The sequence below is a fragment of the Terrabacter sp. BE26 genome (assembly GCF_041941675.1).
Lineage (GTDB): Bacteria > Actinomycetota > Actinomycetes > Actinomycetales > Dermatophilaceae > Terrabacter.
Map to the genome: position 1 here is coordinate 3,967,888 of NZ_CP090122.1, position 13,536 is coordinate 3,981,423.

The window sequence follows — 13,536 nt, forward strand, 5'->3', positions numbered from 1 at the left end:
TCCACCGTACCCCGCGCTTCGAGGACCCGCGTCGGCACTAGTGGGCGAGGCCGTCCCTGACCAGGGCGACGTGCAAAGCGATGCAGGCAGAGGCGATCTCGGCGGCGCGTTCCTCGCGACTCCCGCTCCCCCGCCGCGTCGCGAGCACCTGGTCCACGAGGCCGATCTCGCGGTCGGCAGCCGTCCGGAAGGGACGCAGGTGTCGCGCCTCGAGACCGTGCGAGGCGAGCGCACGCGCAGCGGCGGCGATGGCGAGGGAGTCCTGGCCGAAGTGCCCCCGCTCGTCGCTGCGCAGCAGGCCGTAGGTCTCGAGGGCGTGCATCATGTCCCGGTCGATGCCGGTGGCTTCACGCAGCTCCGGGCCGGTCAGGACGACCTCGCGCCGCGCGACCAGCTCCGAGGCGTCCGGCACCTCCGGGTCGACCGGAGGTGCCGGCGGACGCGGGCGGCCGTCGGGCTGGGCCGTCGGCTCGGACAGCCCGCGGTCGAGGGCGTCCAGCGCCTCTCGGATGACCTTCAGCGGCCAGTAACGGTCTCGCTGGGCAGCGAGGACGTAGCGCAGCCGCGCGACGTCGTCCTCGGAGTAGGTGCGGTAGCCGGAGGGCGTGCGGTGCGGCTGCACGAGGCCCTCCGCCTCGAGGAAGCGGATCTTGGAGGTCGTGACGTCCGGGAACTCCTCGGACAGGCTGGCCAGGACCTTGCCGATGGTCAGGCGCCGCGGCGCAGGTGCGGCGCCTGCAGGCGCTTCCTCACCTGCCCCCTGACCGGCCTGCTGACCCGTCTTGTGACCCACGACCGAGCCCGCGCTCATGCGGGTGCGTGCTGCTGCGCTCCGCCGGAGTAGTAGACGAGGCGGAACTTGCCGATCTGCACCTCGTCGCCCTGGTGCAGCGGCGCCTCGTCGATCCGCTCGCGGTTGACGTAGGTGCCGTTGAGCGATCCGGAGTCACGCACGACGTAGCCGCTGCCCCGTGCCAGGAACGTGGCGTGCTTGCGCGAGACCGTGACGTCGTCGAGGAAGATGTCCGAGTCGGGGTGGCGGCCGGCCGCCACCTCCTGGTCGTCGAGGAGGAACCGGGCACCCGTGTTGGGGCCCCGGAGCACGACGAGCAGGGCCGTGCCGGGGCGCAGCGCCTCGATGGTCGCCTGGTCCTCGGCGGTCAGGCCGCGTGGGACCGAGGACTCGAGGTGCTCGAGGTCCTGCGCGGGCACGCCTTGGAACCGCATGGTGCGGGGTTCGACGTTCAGGTCGTCGGGTTCGGGCGTGTCGCTCGACATGCTCCGCTCCTCCTCTGTGGTTCGGGCGGATCCGGGTCCGTCCACTCTAGTTGACTCCGCTGGCTCCGAACCCGGCCGACATCGCGCGTGCGCTCCGGTCGGTGTGATGTCGGGACTCGGAGGGGGCGGTGCTGACAGCCGGGTGTCGGGAGCTCAGGGCAGCGTCGCGGTGTAGGCGTCGGCGTCCATGAGTCCCTCCACGGAGGAGGGGTCGGCCAGGCGCAGCTCGAACATCCAGCCCTCGCCGTAGGGGTCGGAGTTGATCAGCTCGGGGGAACCGTCGAGGGCCGGGTTGGTCGCGGTGACCTCGCCCTCGAGGGGGGCGTAGACGTCGCTGACCGACTTCGTCGACTCCACCTCGCCGCACGAGTCACCCGGCGTCACCGTGTCGCCGACTTCTGGGAGGGAGACGTAGACGACGTCACCGAGAGCGTCCTGCGCGAACGACGTGATGCCGATGCGAACCACTCCGTCCTCGCCCACGCGGACCCACTCGTGGTCGCTGGTGTAGCGCAGGTCGGAGGGGTACTGCAGGTCGCTCATGTCGCTCCTTCGTCGTGTGCGCTCCCCCCGGCCGGGTCGTGCGGGTGCCGGACGGGGCGCCGTGGTGCCCGGCTCGGCGAGCCGGTGCCGATGCGGCGGCACCTGAGAGGATGCCACGTCGCCGGCTTCCGCGCAGGCAGTGCCGCGCCGAGAATCGCGCCGAGAATTGCGCCGCGTTGGCCTTGGCCGGGGTCCAGGGCCCGTGAGGCGGCTCGCCGGTCACTCCACCGGCTTGGCGTGGGTCATCGGCGTGGGCCGGTGCAGCGAGGTGATCTCGACGAGTCCCGACTCGCTGACAGTGGCCTGCGCGCCCTTCTGACGGACCGACTCGACGATGCCGCCGGGAATCGTCATGGCTGACGACAGCGTCTTGGAGTCACCGATTGCCTTGATGACGATGGGGCGGGGCACCGTCTGGCCGTCGATGAGGATCGCCCCGTTGCGGTCGGAGACGAAGGAGGAGGCGACGACGCGCGCGCCGCCCACGTCGATGGACTCCGCGCCGGCGTCGCGCAGCTCCTGGATGAGGTCGAGCACGATCGGCCCGGTGATGGCGTTGGTCGGGTCCGTGATCCGCATCGTGATGCCCGGCCCCTTGGCGGCGAGCGTGCCGGCGAGGATCCCCAGGGTGTCGACGCGCTTCTGCGCCTGGTCGAGGGCCTCGGCTGCGGTGCCGGTGCCGTTCTGGAGCCGGTCACGGGTGGCCTCGAGCTCGCGGACCTGCTGGTCCAGCCGGGAGGAGCGTACCGAGATGTCGTCGAGGACCCGTACGAGGTCGGTCTGGCTGAGCTCGTCCAGGCCTCGGTGGTTCGTCAGCTGCACCTGGGCCGCGATGCCGACTCCGAGCAGAAGCGCCAGCAGGGCGCCCAGGGCGTTGGCGCGGGTCGCGCGGGGGCGGCTCATCCTGAGCAGGCGGCGCCAGGCGCCCCGCCCCTCCACAGCGACGGGAGCGGTCCCCGGCAGCTCGGTCCCGGTCGGCTCGGTCTCGGTCGTCTGGGTCCCAGGGGTCTCGGGGAGCTCGTCGACGTCAGGGGTCCGGACGGTGTCGTCCGAAGTGCTGCCCTCCGCCTGCGCGGGACTGCGCTTCCTGCCCTTGCCCATGCTCAGGCCCTGAAGAGGTGCCGGCGGATGGAGGCGACGTTGGAGAAGATCCGCACGCCGAGGACGACGACGACGCCGGTGGACAGCTGCGAACCCACGCCGAGCTGGTCTCCGAGGAAGACGATGAAGGCGGCGACGACGACGTTCGAGAGGAAGGAGACGACGAAGACCTTGTCGTTGAAGATGCCGTCCAGGATGGCCCGGATGGCACCGAACACGGCGTCGAGTGCGGCGATGACGGCGATCGGCAGGTAGGGCTGGAGCCACACGGGCACCGAGGGGTCGAGGAAGAGTCCCACCGCAAGTCCGGCCAGCAGGCCGAGAACTGGGATCACGGAGATGTCCTCTCACTCGTCGCCGAGCCCGTGCTCGTACGCGTGCTGGTGCTGGGAGCGGAGCGCTTCCCCTGCGAGCCGGACCCCGTCGCGGCGGCGGGCGGTGCGCTGGCCGGGGACGAGCCTAGGGGCCTGGCCACCTCGAGTCGGGCAGCGGGGTCGCCCGGCACGGTCAGGGAGTCGCTGGCGGCCATCGTCGAGCGGATCTTGTACTGGTCGGTGAGCTGTGACAGGTAGAGCCCTGCGAACGAGGGCTCGAAGAGCTGCTGCATGCCCCGCGAGTCACCCAGGGCCGTGATGACGTAGGGCCTGGACAACGGGCGGAAGTCGACGACGATCGCCTGGCCGGCGAAGCGGATCGCCGCGGTGGAGCTCAGCCGGTGCCCGTTGATGGCGATGGCCTCGGCGCCGGCACCCCAGAGGCCGTTGACGACCACCTGCAGGTCGCCGGAGGTGACCCGGCCCTCCTGGAACCCGCTGTTGGGGCGGCTCCCGGCGTTGGCGTCGCCACCCACCGATGCGGCGTCGTCGATGGTCAGGGTCAGGCCGGGTCCCCGGAGCGGGACGGCGGCTGACTCCACCTCGAGCTCCTTGATGGTGCTCGTGAGGTCGGGTCCACCCGACTGCTGCAGGGCCAGTGCCTCGTAGTCACGAACCTGCCGGCCGAGCGTCGCGACCTTGGCCTCCTGCTCGGTCGCGTGCTGCTGGAGGGCCTCGATGCGCGTCACCAGCTCCTTCTTCACACCCGCGGCCGCCGTCGGCTTGGGCCTCAGCGACTGTGCTGCCACCGCGAACAGGAACCCGGTGAGGAGGGCCAGCACGACGACGAGAACGGTCCGGGTCGAGGTGGCCTTGGGCAGCCCGGCGGCCTGGCGGCGGTCGGCCGCCTCCTGGTAGCCGGGATCGAGCGGCCGCTCCATCATCGTCGTGAGCAGGGTCATCGACTCGTCGGGGCGACGCTGGCGGCTCAAGGGCCCACCGTCCGGGAACCGCGTGTGATCACGATGCGTGCGTGCACGGCATACAACACGGCGGCGAGCCAGTAGAGCACGAGACCCCACCATGCGAAGGCCCAGCCGAGGGGGCGGGCGAGGTCACCCAGCCAGTCGTCCCGATTGGCCAGCAGCAGCAGCGGGAAGGCGAAGAGGAGGTTGAAGGTGGCGGCCTTGCCGACGAAGTGGACGGGCAGGCCGAGCTGCCCGCGCGAGCGCAGGTAGAGCAGCATCAGGCCCATCGCGGCCTCGCGCGCCAGCAGGGCGGCAACGAGCCAGACCGGGATCAGGTCCCGCCACAGCAGGCCGACGAGCGTCGTGAGGATGTAGAGGCGGTCCGCGATCGGGTCGAGGAAGGCGCCGAGACGGCTCTCCATGTGGAACTGCCGGGCGATCTTGCCGTCGAGGTAGTCGGTGACGCCCGAGGCCATGAGCAGCAACAGTGCCAGGCCGTCACGGCCGGAGAGGATCGCCCAGAGGAAGAACGGCACCCCGAGGAGCCTGAGGACCGACAGGACGTTGGGGATCGTCAGCAGCCGCTCCGACACGACGTGCTCGCGTTCCGCCGCGCTCTGGACCTCCACGGCGGCAAGCCTAACCGGCGGCCCGAGAGCCCGATGCACGTCCTCGGCATCGATCCGGCCACGGTCGTGCGACCGTCCGCCGGAGCCGCGGAGGCGGCGAGTGCGCACCGGGATCAGCGGGAGAGCCGCGCCAGGGCCTCCCTGAGCCGGGCCACGGTGCCGTCGACGTCGGTGAGCTTGTCCAGTCCGAACAGGCCGATGCGGAAGGTCGAGAAGCCGTCGGGCTCGCCACACATGAGCGGGACTCCCCCGGCCACCTGCAGGCCCACCTCCTTGAAGCGGTCGCCGCTGCGCTCGTCCGGGTCGTCGGTGTAGACGACCACGACACTGGAGGAGGCGACGTCGGGCGCGGCCACCGACGGGTAGCCGTGCTCCGCGAGAAGCGCCCGCACCCGGCCACCCAGCTCGAGCTGCGCAGCCCGCAGGACCTCCAGACCGGTGTCGCGGGTCTCGAGCATCACGGCGGCGTTGTGGGCCAGCGCATCCGTCGGCATGGTGGTGTGGTACGGCGTCCGCCCTTCGGTGTAGGCCTCGGTGACCGACAGCCACTTCCTGAGGTCGACCGAGAAGCTGGTCGACGTCGTGGCCTCCACCGCCGACCGGCCGGCCTCGCTCAGCATCACGTAGCCGGCGCACGGAGAGCCGCTCCAGCCCTTCTGGGGGGCGCTGATGAGGACGTCCACGCCGAGCTGTGTCATGTCGACCCAGCGTGCGCCGGATGCCACGCAGTCGAGGACGAAGATGCCACCGACCTCATGGGTGGCGTCGGCCAGCGACCGGACGTAGTCGTCGCTCAGCACCACGCCGGACGCCGTCTCGACGTGGGGAGCGAACACGACCTGCGACCGCTGGTCGCGGATGGCGGCGACCACCTCCTCGACCGGCGCCGGACGCCACGGAGACTGCGGCTGGTCGGTCTCGGGTCGGGCCATGCACACCGAGACGTCGTCAGTGATGGAGCCGGCCTCGATGATCTGGGTCCAGCGGTAGGAGAAGAGCCCGTTGCGCACGATGAGGCAGCGCTGGCCGGTCGCGAGCTGACGTGCCACCGCCTCCATGGCGTAGCTGCCGCCCCCGGGCACCACGGCGACGGTGTCGGCCGAGTAGGTCGTGCGCAGCACGTCGATGATGTCTCGCATCACGCGGACGAAGCGCTGTGACATGTGGTTGAGCGAGCGGTCCGTGAAGACGACGGAGAACTCGAGCAGGCCACCGGGGTCGACCGTGGGGCGAGGCAGTTGCATGCCTGAACCCTGCCACACCGCTCGGGATGTCCGGATGGGACGTCGCTACGGCGCGCCCCGCCGCGGGGAGGAGTCGTCGTCACGGATGGAAGTCCACCGAGGCCGGTGCGCTCACCAGCGACCCGCGGCTCGCGCGGACGTGGAGCGTCTGGTTTCCCTTCTTGGGCGGGGTGAAGGTGTAGGGCGGGGTGCAGGCCACCCAGCCGGAGTCACTGGGCGCGCTGTTGTGCTTGGTGATCTGGCATTGGTACGCGAAGCCAGGATCGGCGGTCCACGTCGCGGTCCAGAAACCGGCGCCGCCAGAGGCCGGCTGGGCGGCCAGCGCAGCGGGGGGCGTCGGGGCCGCCGTCACGAGGAAGGACTGGGTGGCCTGGGGGGCTGCGGCCCAGGTCGCGTTGCCGGCCTGGCCCGCACTGATCGTGCACGTGCCGGCGGCCACGTAGCTGACGCTGGTGCCGCTCACGGTGCACACCGCCGGGGTGGCGCTCGTGAACGTCACCACGAGGCCCGAGGTCGCGGACGCGGCGACCGCATAGGGGGCGTCGCCGAGCATCGCGGACGGCGGAGCAGTCGAGGTGAAGGTGATCGTCTGGGCGGCCTGGGACACGGTGAAGGTCTGCGTGACCCGGGCGGCGGAGCCGTACGTGGTGTCGCCGGGCTGGTCGGCGGCGATCGTGCACGCGCCGGGAGCGACGAAGCTGAAGGTGGAACCGGAGACGGTGCAGACCGCGGTCGTGGTGCTCACGAAGGTGACCGGCAGACCGGACGTCGCGGTCGCGGTCGGCGTGTAGGTCGGGCCACCCACGGTGGCGGCGCCGGGGGCGGTCGAGGTGAAGGTGATCGTCTGCGAGCGCTGGACCACGGACTGGGCGACCGCGGTGGAGGACGACGCGGTGAACGGCGCCGACCCGGCATACGCGGCGGTGACGCTCCGGGTCCCGGCGAAGCTCCAGGTGACGACGCACGTGGCGGTGCCGGCGCTCAGCGTCTGGGAGCCACCCGAGCAGGTGAGGACGGCTCCGCCGCTGCTGAAGGCCACAGTGCCCGTCGGTGTGCCCGAGGCGGCTGTCACGCTCGCGGTGTAGGTCACGGACTGACCCACGAAAGCCGGGTTGGCCGATGACGTCAGCGAGGTGGCCGTCGCGATGCTCGCGCGGACGGTCACGGTGGCGCTCGGCGCGCTCGCGGCGGTCCAGCCGGAGCGGACGGAGGAGACGACGTACCGGTAGGTGCCGTCCGGGACCGAGGCGTCGGTGCAGGTCGTCGAGGTGAGCAGCGAGGTTGCGCTGGTGCCGCAGGCGGCGGCCGCCGTCCCAGTCGCGGTGTCGACGCGGTCCACGCGGTAGCCGGCCGGAGCCACTGCGCCTGTGGGGGCGGTCCACGAGACCACGGCTGCCGAGCTGCCGGCCGAGGACGTCGCGGATACGCCGGACGGTGCGACGAGGGTGCCCGTGGTGGCGCCACCGGTTCCACTTCCCGTTCCCGTCCAGAAGGCCCAGGCGGAGCTGGACACCCCCATGAGCGCTGCGGACATCGCCACGACTACCGCTGTCCGCACGGCGCGGCGGCGGGGGACGGTGAGCCGGCCCGGGTACGGGCTCGTCTGGTGGCGCATCACTGCTCGGCCGTCCCGGACCAGACAAGGGTGAAGGACTTGTTCTTGCAGACGTCCTGGTTCACGCTCGGCAGGTCTCGCAGGATGATGGCGGCAGCGGCGACGCCCTCGGTGGGGAGCGTGACCGTGGCACGAGGAGGAACCGGCAGTGCGCGACCGGCGGCGAAGACGGGCTGCCGCACCTCGAGGTTCGTGGCCGTGAGGCAGCCTGGCGGGATGCTGTCGGGTCCGACCGTGAGGGTGACGCCGGTGAGGCGGATGGGCACGCCGCTCGGGTTGGTGACCCGGACCGGCACCTCTCGCCAGACGCCGGGCACGAGCCCGGTGAGGTCCCCCGCGAGGCTGAACCGCACGGCGTCCGCGCGCGGCGGCTCGCGGTAGGAGAACGCGTAGGTCGCCGGGCGGGACTCGGCGCCGGACCCGTCCACCGCCAGCACCGACAGCCGGTGCGGTTGGGGCTTGCCGAGGTCCAGGGTCCAGGTCAGCGGCGTCGAGCAGTCGAACCCGGGGCCGTCGTCCAGCGAGCACCGGAAGCGCACGTCGGCGTTGGGGTGCGTCCAGCTGGCCGTGTTGGTCCGCGTCGAGGTCGGGTCGGCGGGGACGGAGGTGAAGTCTGGGGCTGCGAGGGTGGTCCCGGGAGCCGTGGCGGATGCTCCGAGGAGGGCGGCCGCGAGGAGAACGAGGAGCCCGAGCGCGCCCACGGCGATGCGCCGGTTGCTCCTCGGTTTCTCCATCCTGCTTCCCCCGTTACGGCCTAGTGCTGTTCGGTGTGGCTGAAATCCAGACAGGCCGAGGGGGCGCGTCGGTGCAGCCCCCTCGGCCCGAGTCTCAGCTGGCGAGGTAGTGGATCGTCACCGCGGCACCCTTGCAGGCGCTCTGGTCGGTGGTCGCCTTGTTGTTGAACTGCATGGTGAAGCTCGCCGTGGTGGTGGCGTTGGGTGCGAGATCGGTCTGCGTCAGGGTGATCGAGACCGGCGTGGCCGCGCTCGCGGGCGCTGCCGCGCCGTCGATCAGGAAGTCGGTGCCGTCGCAGCCCGTCTTGTCGGTCGAGACCCAGGCCTTGAGTGCCTGGACCGTGTAGTTCTCCGAGCCGATGTTCTTGACCGTGGCGGTGACCGTCTGGGGGGTGTCGCCGGGGAACATGGCGTTCGCCGCTCCACCGGTGACGCTGAAGGGCTTGGCGTTTCCGGCGCGCGTGGTCGCCGTGCCGGTCCCGTCGCCGAGGCTGGTCCAGTAGGAGTACGCGCCGCCCGCCGTGGCGAGACCGATGACGCCGGCGACGGCGATGGCCGCGTAGCGCTTCTTCTTCTTGGACTGCTGGGCGTTCCTGGCGTTCGTCTGCTGAGTGCGCATGGAGTCCCCCATGACCTTTCGCTGTGGTTTCTTTACCGTTTCTTGGTGAAGTGCTGGGAGGACTTTGACACGCGAAACAGCCGATTCCGGTGCGTGTCGGGCAAGGTTGCGCAAACCTTGCATATCGCTTGTTCCGAGACCGGACTTCTTGCGACAACGAGCCGTTTGCCTTGTGTCCACGGCGAGCCGACGGCCGGGCTGACGCGCTGACCATGGCGCGGGCCAGGCAGGCGGACACGACGAAGGGCCGCACTCTCGGTGGAGAGTGCGGCCCTTCGTCGATCGGTCGGGCTGACAGGATTTGAACCTGCGACCCCTTGACCCCCAGTCAAGTGCGCTACCAAGCTGCGCCACAGCCCGATGCCCCTCGGGGCGAAAGGAACAGTAGCGCACCGGGCACCACTGGTCCCAATCGGCCCCCGGCAGGCCCGGTCAAGCTCAGGATGTCAGCGGCGGCGCTTCTCGCGGACCCTGACCGAGACCTCGATCGGCGTGCCCTCGAAGCCGAACTCCTCACGCAGCCGACGCTCGATGAACCGGCGGTAGCCGGCCTCGATGAAGCCGGAGGCGAAGACGACGAACCGCGGCGGGCGGGTCGAGGCCTGGGTGGCGAAGAGGATGCGCGGCTGCTTGCCGCCGCGCAGGGGGTGCGGGTGCGAGGCCACGATCTCGCCGAGGAAGGCGTTCAGGCGGGCCGTGGGCACGCGGGTGTCCCAGGACTCGAGGGCGGTCTCGATGGCGGGGACCAGCCGGTCCATGTGACGGCCGGTGCGCGCCGAGATGTTGGCGCGCGGCGCCCAGGGCACCTGGACGAGCTCCTTCTCGATCTCGCGCTCCAGGTAGTAGCGGCGCTCCTCGTCGAGGGTGTCCCACTTGTTGTAGGCGATGACCAGGGCACGGCCGGCGTCGATGACCTGCTGCACGACGCGGATGTCCTGCTCGGCGATCGGCTGCTCGGCGTCGATGAGCACGACGGCGACCTCCGCCTTCTCGAGAGCCGTCTGGGTGCGCAGCGAGGCATAGAAGTCGGCGCCCCGCGTCTGGTGCACCCGGCGCCGGATGCCGGCGGTGTCGACGAAGCGCCACGTCGTGCCGCCGAGCTCGATCAGCTCGTCCACGGGGTCGCGGGTCGTGCCGGCCACGTTGTCGACGACGACCCGATCGCTGCCGGCGAGCTTGTTGAGCAGGCTTGACTTGCCGACGTTGGGACGTCCGATGAGCGCGACTCGACGGGGTCCCCCCTGGGCGTACGCGCCGTGCGCGGACACGTCGGGCAGCACCTCGAGCACGGCGTCCAGGGCATCACCGCTGCCGCGGCCGTGCACTGCCGAGACCGGCCATGGCTGGCCGAGCCCGAGACTCCACAGCGCGGCCGCGTCGGCCTCTCCGCGCTGGTCGTCGACCTTGTTGGCCACGAGGACGACGGGCTTGCCCGAGCGACGCAGGAGCTTGACGACGGCCTCGTCGTCGTCGGTCGCGCCGACCGTGGCGTCGACGACGAACATCACGACGTCGGCGAGGTCGATGGCGATCTCGGCCTGCTCCGCCACCCGCAGGTGGATGCCGGTCGCGTCGGCCTCCCAGCCGCCGGTGTCGACGATGGTGAAGCGGCGGCCGCCCCACTCCGCCTCGTACGACACGCGATCGCGGGTGACGCCCGGGACGTCCTCGACGACGGCTTCCCGGCGGCGCAGGATGCGGTTGACCAGGCTGGACTTGCCGACGTTCGGACGGCCGACGACGGCCACCACAGGCAAGGGGCCCTGCTCCGCTGCGCCCGCGGCATACGGCCCCTGGGCGTCGAGCAGCGCCTGGTCCTCGGGGCTCAGCTCGAAGTCGGCGAGCCCGGCGCGCAGCGCGCGCTCGACGGAGGCGTCGTCGCGGCCCTCGGGGTCGGCGGTCGAGATCGGAGCGCCCTCGTCGGTGGGGCGGGCGGTCTCGTCAGTCACGGTGTCCTCGAATCAGTGAACGTGCAGTGAGGGACCATTCTCCACCCGCGAGCGGCGTACATGTGACGCGAGAGCGTCCCGCAGCTGCTCGCTGGCCAGGCGAAGACGGTCGCGCCCCGGCACCGAGGGGTCGACACCGACCTGGAACGGCTCACCGAAGTCGACGAGGAGGCGACTGCGCAGGGGCGGCCAGCCGCTCGTGCCGCCGCCTGGGCGCCGGGTCCCGAGCACGGCGACCGGCACGATCCGGGCCCTCGTGCGCAGGGCGACCCAGGCTGCTCCGTGGTTGACCTGCTCGACCTCGCCGGCCCCGCGGTTGCCCTCGGGGAAGATGCCGACCGCTCCTCCACGCTCGAGGACGGTGGTCGCCGTGGCGAGCGCCGTCCGGTCCCCGACGGAGCGGTCGATCGGTATCTGGCCGACCTGGCGCAGGGTCCAGCCGAAGAAGCCGGTGAAGGCCTCCTGCTTCACGAGGAAGCTGACCGGACGGGGGGCGAGCCCGAAGACGAGCGGTCCGTCGAGGAACGCCGCATGGTTCGCGACGAGGACGACGGGTCCCTGGCGCGGCACCCGCTCGGCGTGAAGGGCGCTCCCGCGGTAGAGGGTGTGGAAGAGCACCGTGCCGATCGGGCGGCCGATCCTTGCCCGGTCGGGGTGGGGAGCGACCGCCTCGGTCATGCCCGGGCCGCCCGGACCGCCCGGAGCACCGCCTCGACCGAGCCCTCGAAGTCGAGGTGCGAGGTGTCGATGGTCGTGACACCGTCGGCTGCCACGGTGAACTCGGACACGGCCGAGTCGGCTTTGTCGCGGTCGACCACCTGCGAACGGGTCGCTGCGACGGCATCGGCGTCGGCCGCCCCGTGCAGCTCCTTGGACCGCCGCGCGAGCCGGGCCTCCTCCGAGGCGGTCAGCAGGATGCGCACCGGGGCCTCCGGCGCGACGACGGTGGTGATGTCGCGACCCTCGGCGACGACGCCGCCGGTGGCCCCGGCCGCCTCGTTGATCAGCCGCCGCTGGAGCACCCGGAGGATCTCGCGGACCGGCAGGACCGTCGCGACGGCCGAGACGTTGGTGGAGATGCGCGGTTCGCGGATCGCGGCGGCGACGTCGGTGCCGCCCACCGTGACCGTCGGCGAGTCCGGGTCGGTGCCGATGGCGAGCGGGAAGCGCTCCGCGGCGTCGATGACGGCGTCCTGGTCGGCCAGGTCGACACCCTGGTCGAGGCACCACCACGTGAGGGCGCGATACATCGCACCGGTGTCGAGGAAGCCGTAGCCGAGCACCCGCGCCACCTGCTTGCTCACGCTCGACTTGCCGGAGCCCGACGGCCCGTCGACGGCGATGACGAATCCGGACAGATGGTCCTCAGGGGCGTCAGGCATGCGGCCGAGGATAGTGCCTCTCCGGGTGACGGCCCGACGCGCCGGGTCCTGCCGGCTGGGTCGTCACGCTCAGTCGTGGACGCGCCAGCCCAGCCGCTCGAGCTCGCTGCGCAGCGGTTCGACCGAGGCCGGGACGACCGAGAGCTCCGCGACGCCCACGGCCTGCCCGAGACCGTGCTCGAGGTGCAGGTCCTCGAGGTTGATGCCGGCGTCGCCCACGTCCCCGAGCAGCCGCGCCAGCGCGCCGGGCTCGTCGGGGACGACCACCGAGACCACCTCGTATGCCGTCGGGGCCGCGCCGTGCTTGCCGGGGATCCGCGCGTGGCCGAGGTTGCCGGCCTCGAGCACCCCGCTCAGGGTGCCCAGTGCGCCGACGCCGTCGGCGTCCACCAGGGCGTCGAGGGCCGCGATGACGGCCTGGACCTGGTCTCGGACGAGGCGCATCACGTCGCGCACTGCGGGCGCGTTGCCGGCCAGGATCTGCGTCCAGAGTCGCGGGTCGCTCGCGGCGATCCGGGTGACGTCGCGCAGACCGGGACCGGCGAGCCCGACGGCGGACTCGGGGAGGTCCCGGAGGCAGGCGGCCACGATGCTCGCGGCGAGCTGCGGCACGTGCGACACGGCGGCGACCGCCTCGTCGTGCTCGTGGGCCGGCATGACGAGCACCAGGGAGCCGACGGCGAGCGCGATCTCGCGCACACAGCTCACGGCCGCCGGCGTCGACGTCTCGTGGGGCACGATCACCCAGGCCCGGCCCTCGAACAGGTCGGCGCGCGCGGCTGCGGCTCCGGAGCGCTCCCGGCCGGCCATCGGGTGCGAGCCGACGTAGCGGCTGGCGTCGGCACCGGAGCCCAGGACGCCGCGGAGCACCGACTCCTTGACCGAGGCGACGTCGCTCACCACCGCGCCGGGCCATCGGTCCAGCGCCGCGACGACCACGTCGGCCGCCACGTCGGGCGGGGCCGCGACCACGACGACGTCAGGGGCGTCTGCGCGCCCGTCGGCCACCTCGCCGGCACGCAGGTCGCGGGCTAGCCGGACCGCCGTCGGCGAGGGGTCCTCGAGCGACACCCGGAACCCCTTGCCGGACAGGGCGATCCCGAGGCTGGTGCCGATCAGTCCTGCACCGACGATGCGGACGTGCGTGGTCACGGCGCCAA

The 13,536-nt window shown here is 71.8% G+C and carries 15 protein-coding genes and 1 tRNA gene; all 16 read right to left on the bottom strand.

The features are described from left to right. Positions 1–37: 37 nt before the first annotated feature. Entirely contained in the window at positions 38–811 is a 774-nt protein-coding gene (locus tag LQK93_RS18100; RefSeq protein ID WP_374969156.1) for a MerR family transcriptional regulator, read from the bottom strand. Continuing rightward, entirely contained in the window at positions 808–1,278 is a 471-nt protein-coding gene (locus LQK93_RS18105) for an FHA domain-containing protein (RefSeq protein WP_374969157.1), read from the bottom strand. Before LQK93_RS18105 ends, LQK93_RS18100 begins: the two co-directional genes overlap by 4 nt. Positions 1,279–1,431: 153 nt before the next feature. Beyond that, on the bottom strand, positions 1,432–1,821 hold the full coding sequence (gene gcvH / locus LQK93_RS18110) for a glycine cleavage system protein GcvH (RefSeq protein ID WP_374969158.1): 390 nt from the start codon (positions 1,819–1,821) through the stop codon (positions 1,432–1,434). 219 nt (positions 1,822–2,040) lie between these two features. Then, positions 2,041–2,922 carry a DUF881 domain-containing protein gene (locus LQK93_RS18115; RefSeq protein ID WP_374969159.1) on the bottom strand — a complete coding sequence of 294 codons (882 nt, stop codon included), beginning with the start codon at positions 2,920–2,922 and terminating at the stop codon, positions 2,041–2,043. A 2-nt stretch (positions 2,923–2,924) separates the two neighbouring features. Then, positions 2,925–3,257 (bottom strand): small basic family protein, encoded by a 333-nt coding sequence (locus tag LQK93_RS18120; RefSeq protein WP_045187991.1) that lies wholly within the window; start codon positions 3,255–3,257, stop codon positions 2,925–2,927. Next, positions 3,254–4,228 (bottom strand): DUF881 domain-containing protein, encoded by a 975-nt coding sequence (locus LQK93_RS18125; RefSeq protein WP_374969160.1) that lies wholly within the window; start codon positions 4,226–4,228, stop codon positions 3,254–3,256. The genes LQK93_RS18120 and LQK93_RS18125 overlap by 4 nt, the downstream gene beginning before the upstream one ends. Further along, positions 4,225–4,833 carry a CDP-alcohol phosphatidyltransferase family protein gene (locus tag LQK93_RS18130; RefSeq protein WP_374969161.1) on the bottom strand — a complete coding sequence of 203 codons (609 nt, stop codon included), beginning with the start codon at positions 4,831–4,833 and terminating at the stop codon, positions 4,225–4,227. Before LQK93_RS18130 ends, LQK93_RS18125 begins: the two co-directional genes overlap by 4 nt. Positions 4,834–4,946: 113 nt before the next feature. Then, a complete protein-coding gene (locus tag LQK93_RS18135) occupies positions 4,947–6,077 on the bottom strand; it encodes an aminotransferase class V-fold PLP-dependent enzyme (RefSeq protein ID WP_374969162.1) in 1,131 nt (376 codons plus the stop codon). A gap of 79 nt (positions 6,078–6,156) precedes the next feature. Continuing rightward, the gene (locus LQK93_RS18140) at positions 6,157–7,611 is read right to left on the bottom strand and encodes an Ig-like domain repeat protein (protein WP_374969163.1); all 1,455 of its coding nucleotides are present in this window, start codon (positions 7,609–7,611) and stop codon (positions 6,157–6,159) included. A gap of 80 nt (positions 7,612–7,691) precedes the next feature. Next, positions 7,692–8,426, bottom strand: coding sequence for a hypothetical protein (locus tag LQK93_RS18145; RefSeq protein WP_374969164.1), 735 nt, complete (start codon positions 8,424–8,426; stop codon positions 7,692–7,694). Positions 8,427–8,520: 94 nt separating this feature from the next. After that, positions 8,521–9,045, bottom strand: coding sequence for a hypothetical protein (locus tag LQK93_RS18150; protein ID WP_374969165.1), 525 nt, complete (start codon positions 9,043–9,045; stop codon positions 8,521–8,523). 286 nt (positions 9,046–9,331) lie between these two features. Next, positions 9,332–9,405, bottom strand: a tRNA-Pro gene (locus LQK93_RS18155). An 86-nt stretch (positions 9,406–9,491) separates the two neighbouring features. After that, positions 9,492–10,994, bottom strand: coding sequence for a ribosome biogenesis GTPase Der (der, locus tag LQK93_RS18160; protein WP_374969166.1), 1,503 nt, complete (start codon positions 10,992–10,994; stop codon positions 9,492–9,494). A gap of 12 nt (positions 10,995–11,006) precedes the next feature. Further along, entirely contained in the window at positions 11,007–11,672 is a 666-nt protein-coding gene (locus LQK93_RS18165; RefSeq protein ID WP_374969167.1) for a lysophospholipid acyltransferase family protein, read from the bottom strand. Continuing rightward, positions 11,669–12,376 (bottom strand): (d)CMP kinase, encoded by a 708-nt coding sequence (gene cmk, locus LQK93_RS18170; protein ID WP_374969168.1) that lies wholly within the window; start codon positions 12,374–12,376, stop codon positions 11,669–11,671. Before cmk ends, LQK93_RS18165 begins: the two co-directional genes overlap by 4 nt. A 69-nt stretch (positions 12,377–12,445) precedes the next feature. Then, a complete protein-coding gene (locus LQK93_RS18175) occupies positions 12,446–13,528 on the bottom strand; it encodes a prephenate dehydrogenase (protein ID WP_374969169.1) in 1,083 nt (360 codons plus the stop codon). Between the last annotated feature and the right edge of the window lie 8 nt (positions 13,529–13,536).

Excerpts from the sequence above, each read along its gene's own strand:
- LQK93_RS18100 (WP_374969156.1), bottom strand. The coding sequence starts at position 811 with ATGAGCGCGGGCTCGGTCGTGGGTCACAAGACGGGTCAGCAGGCCGGT.
- LQK93_RS18105 (WP_374969157.1), bottom strand. The coding sequence starts at position 1,278 with ATGTCGAGCGACACGCCCGAACCCGACGACCTGAACGTCGAACCCCGC.
- gcvH (WP_374969158.1), bottom strand. The coding sequence starts at position 1,821 with ATGAGCGACCTGCAGTACCCCTCCGACCTGCGCTACACCAGCGACCAC.
- LQK93_RS18115 (WP_374969159.1), bottom strand. The coding sequence starts at position 2,922 with ATGGGCAAGGGCAGGAAGCGCAGTCCCGCGCAGGCGGAGGGCAGCACT.
- LQK93_RS18135 (WP_374969162.1), bottom strand. The coding sequence starts at position 6,077 with ATGCAACTGCCTCGCCCCACGGTCGACCCCGGTGGCCTGCTCGAGTTC.
- LQK93_RS18140 (WP_374969163.1), bottom strand. The coding sequence starts at position 7,611 with ATGTCCGCAGCGCTCATGGGGGTGTCCAGCTCCGCCTGGGCCTTCTGG.
- LQK93_RS18145 (WP_374969164.1), bottom strand. The coding sequence starts at position 8,426 with ATGGAGAAACCGAGGAGCAACCGGCGCATCGCCGTGGGCGCGCTCGGG.
- LQK93_RS18150 (WP_374969165.1), bottom strand. The coding sequence starts at position 9,045 with ATGCGCACTCAGCAGACGAACGCCAGGAACGCCCAGCAGTCCAAGAAG.
- LQK93_RS18165 (WP_374969167.1), bottom strand. The coding sequence starts at position 11,672 with ATGACCGAGGCGGTCGCTCCCCACCCCGACCGGGCAAGGATCGGCCGC.
- cmk (WP_374969168.1), bottom strand. The coding sequence starts at position 12,376 with ATGCCTGACGCCCCTGAGGACCATCTGTCCGGATTCGTCATCGCCGTC.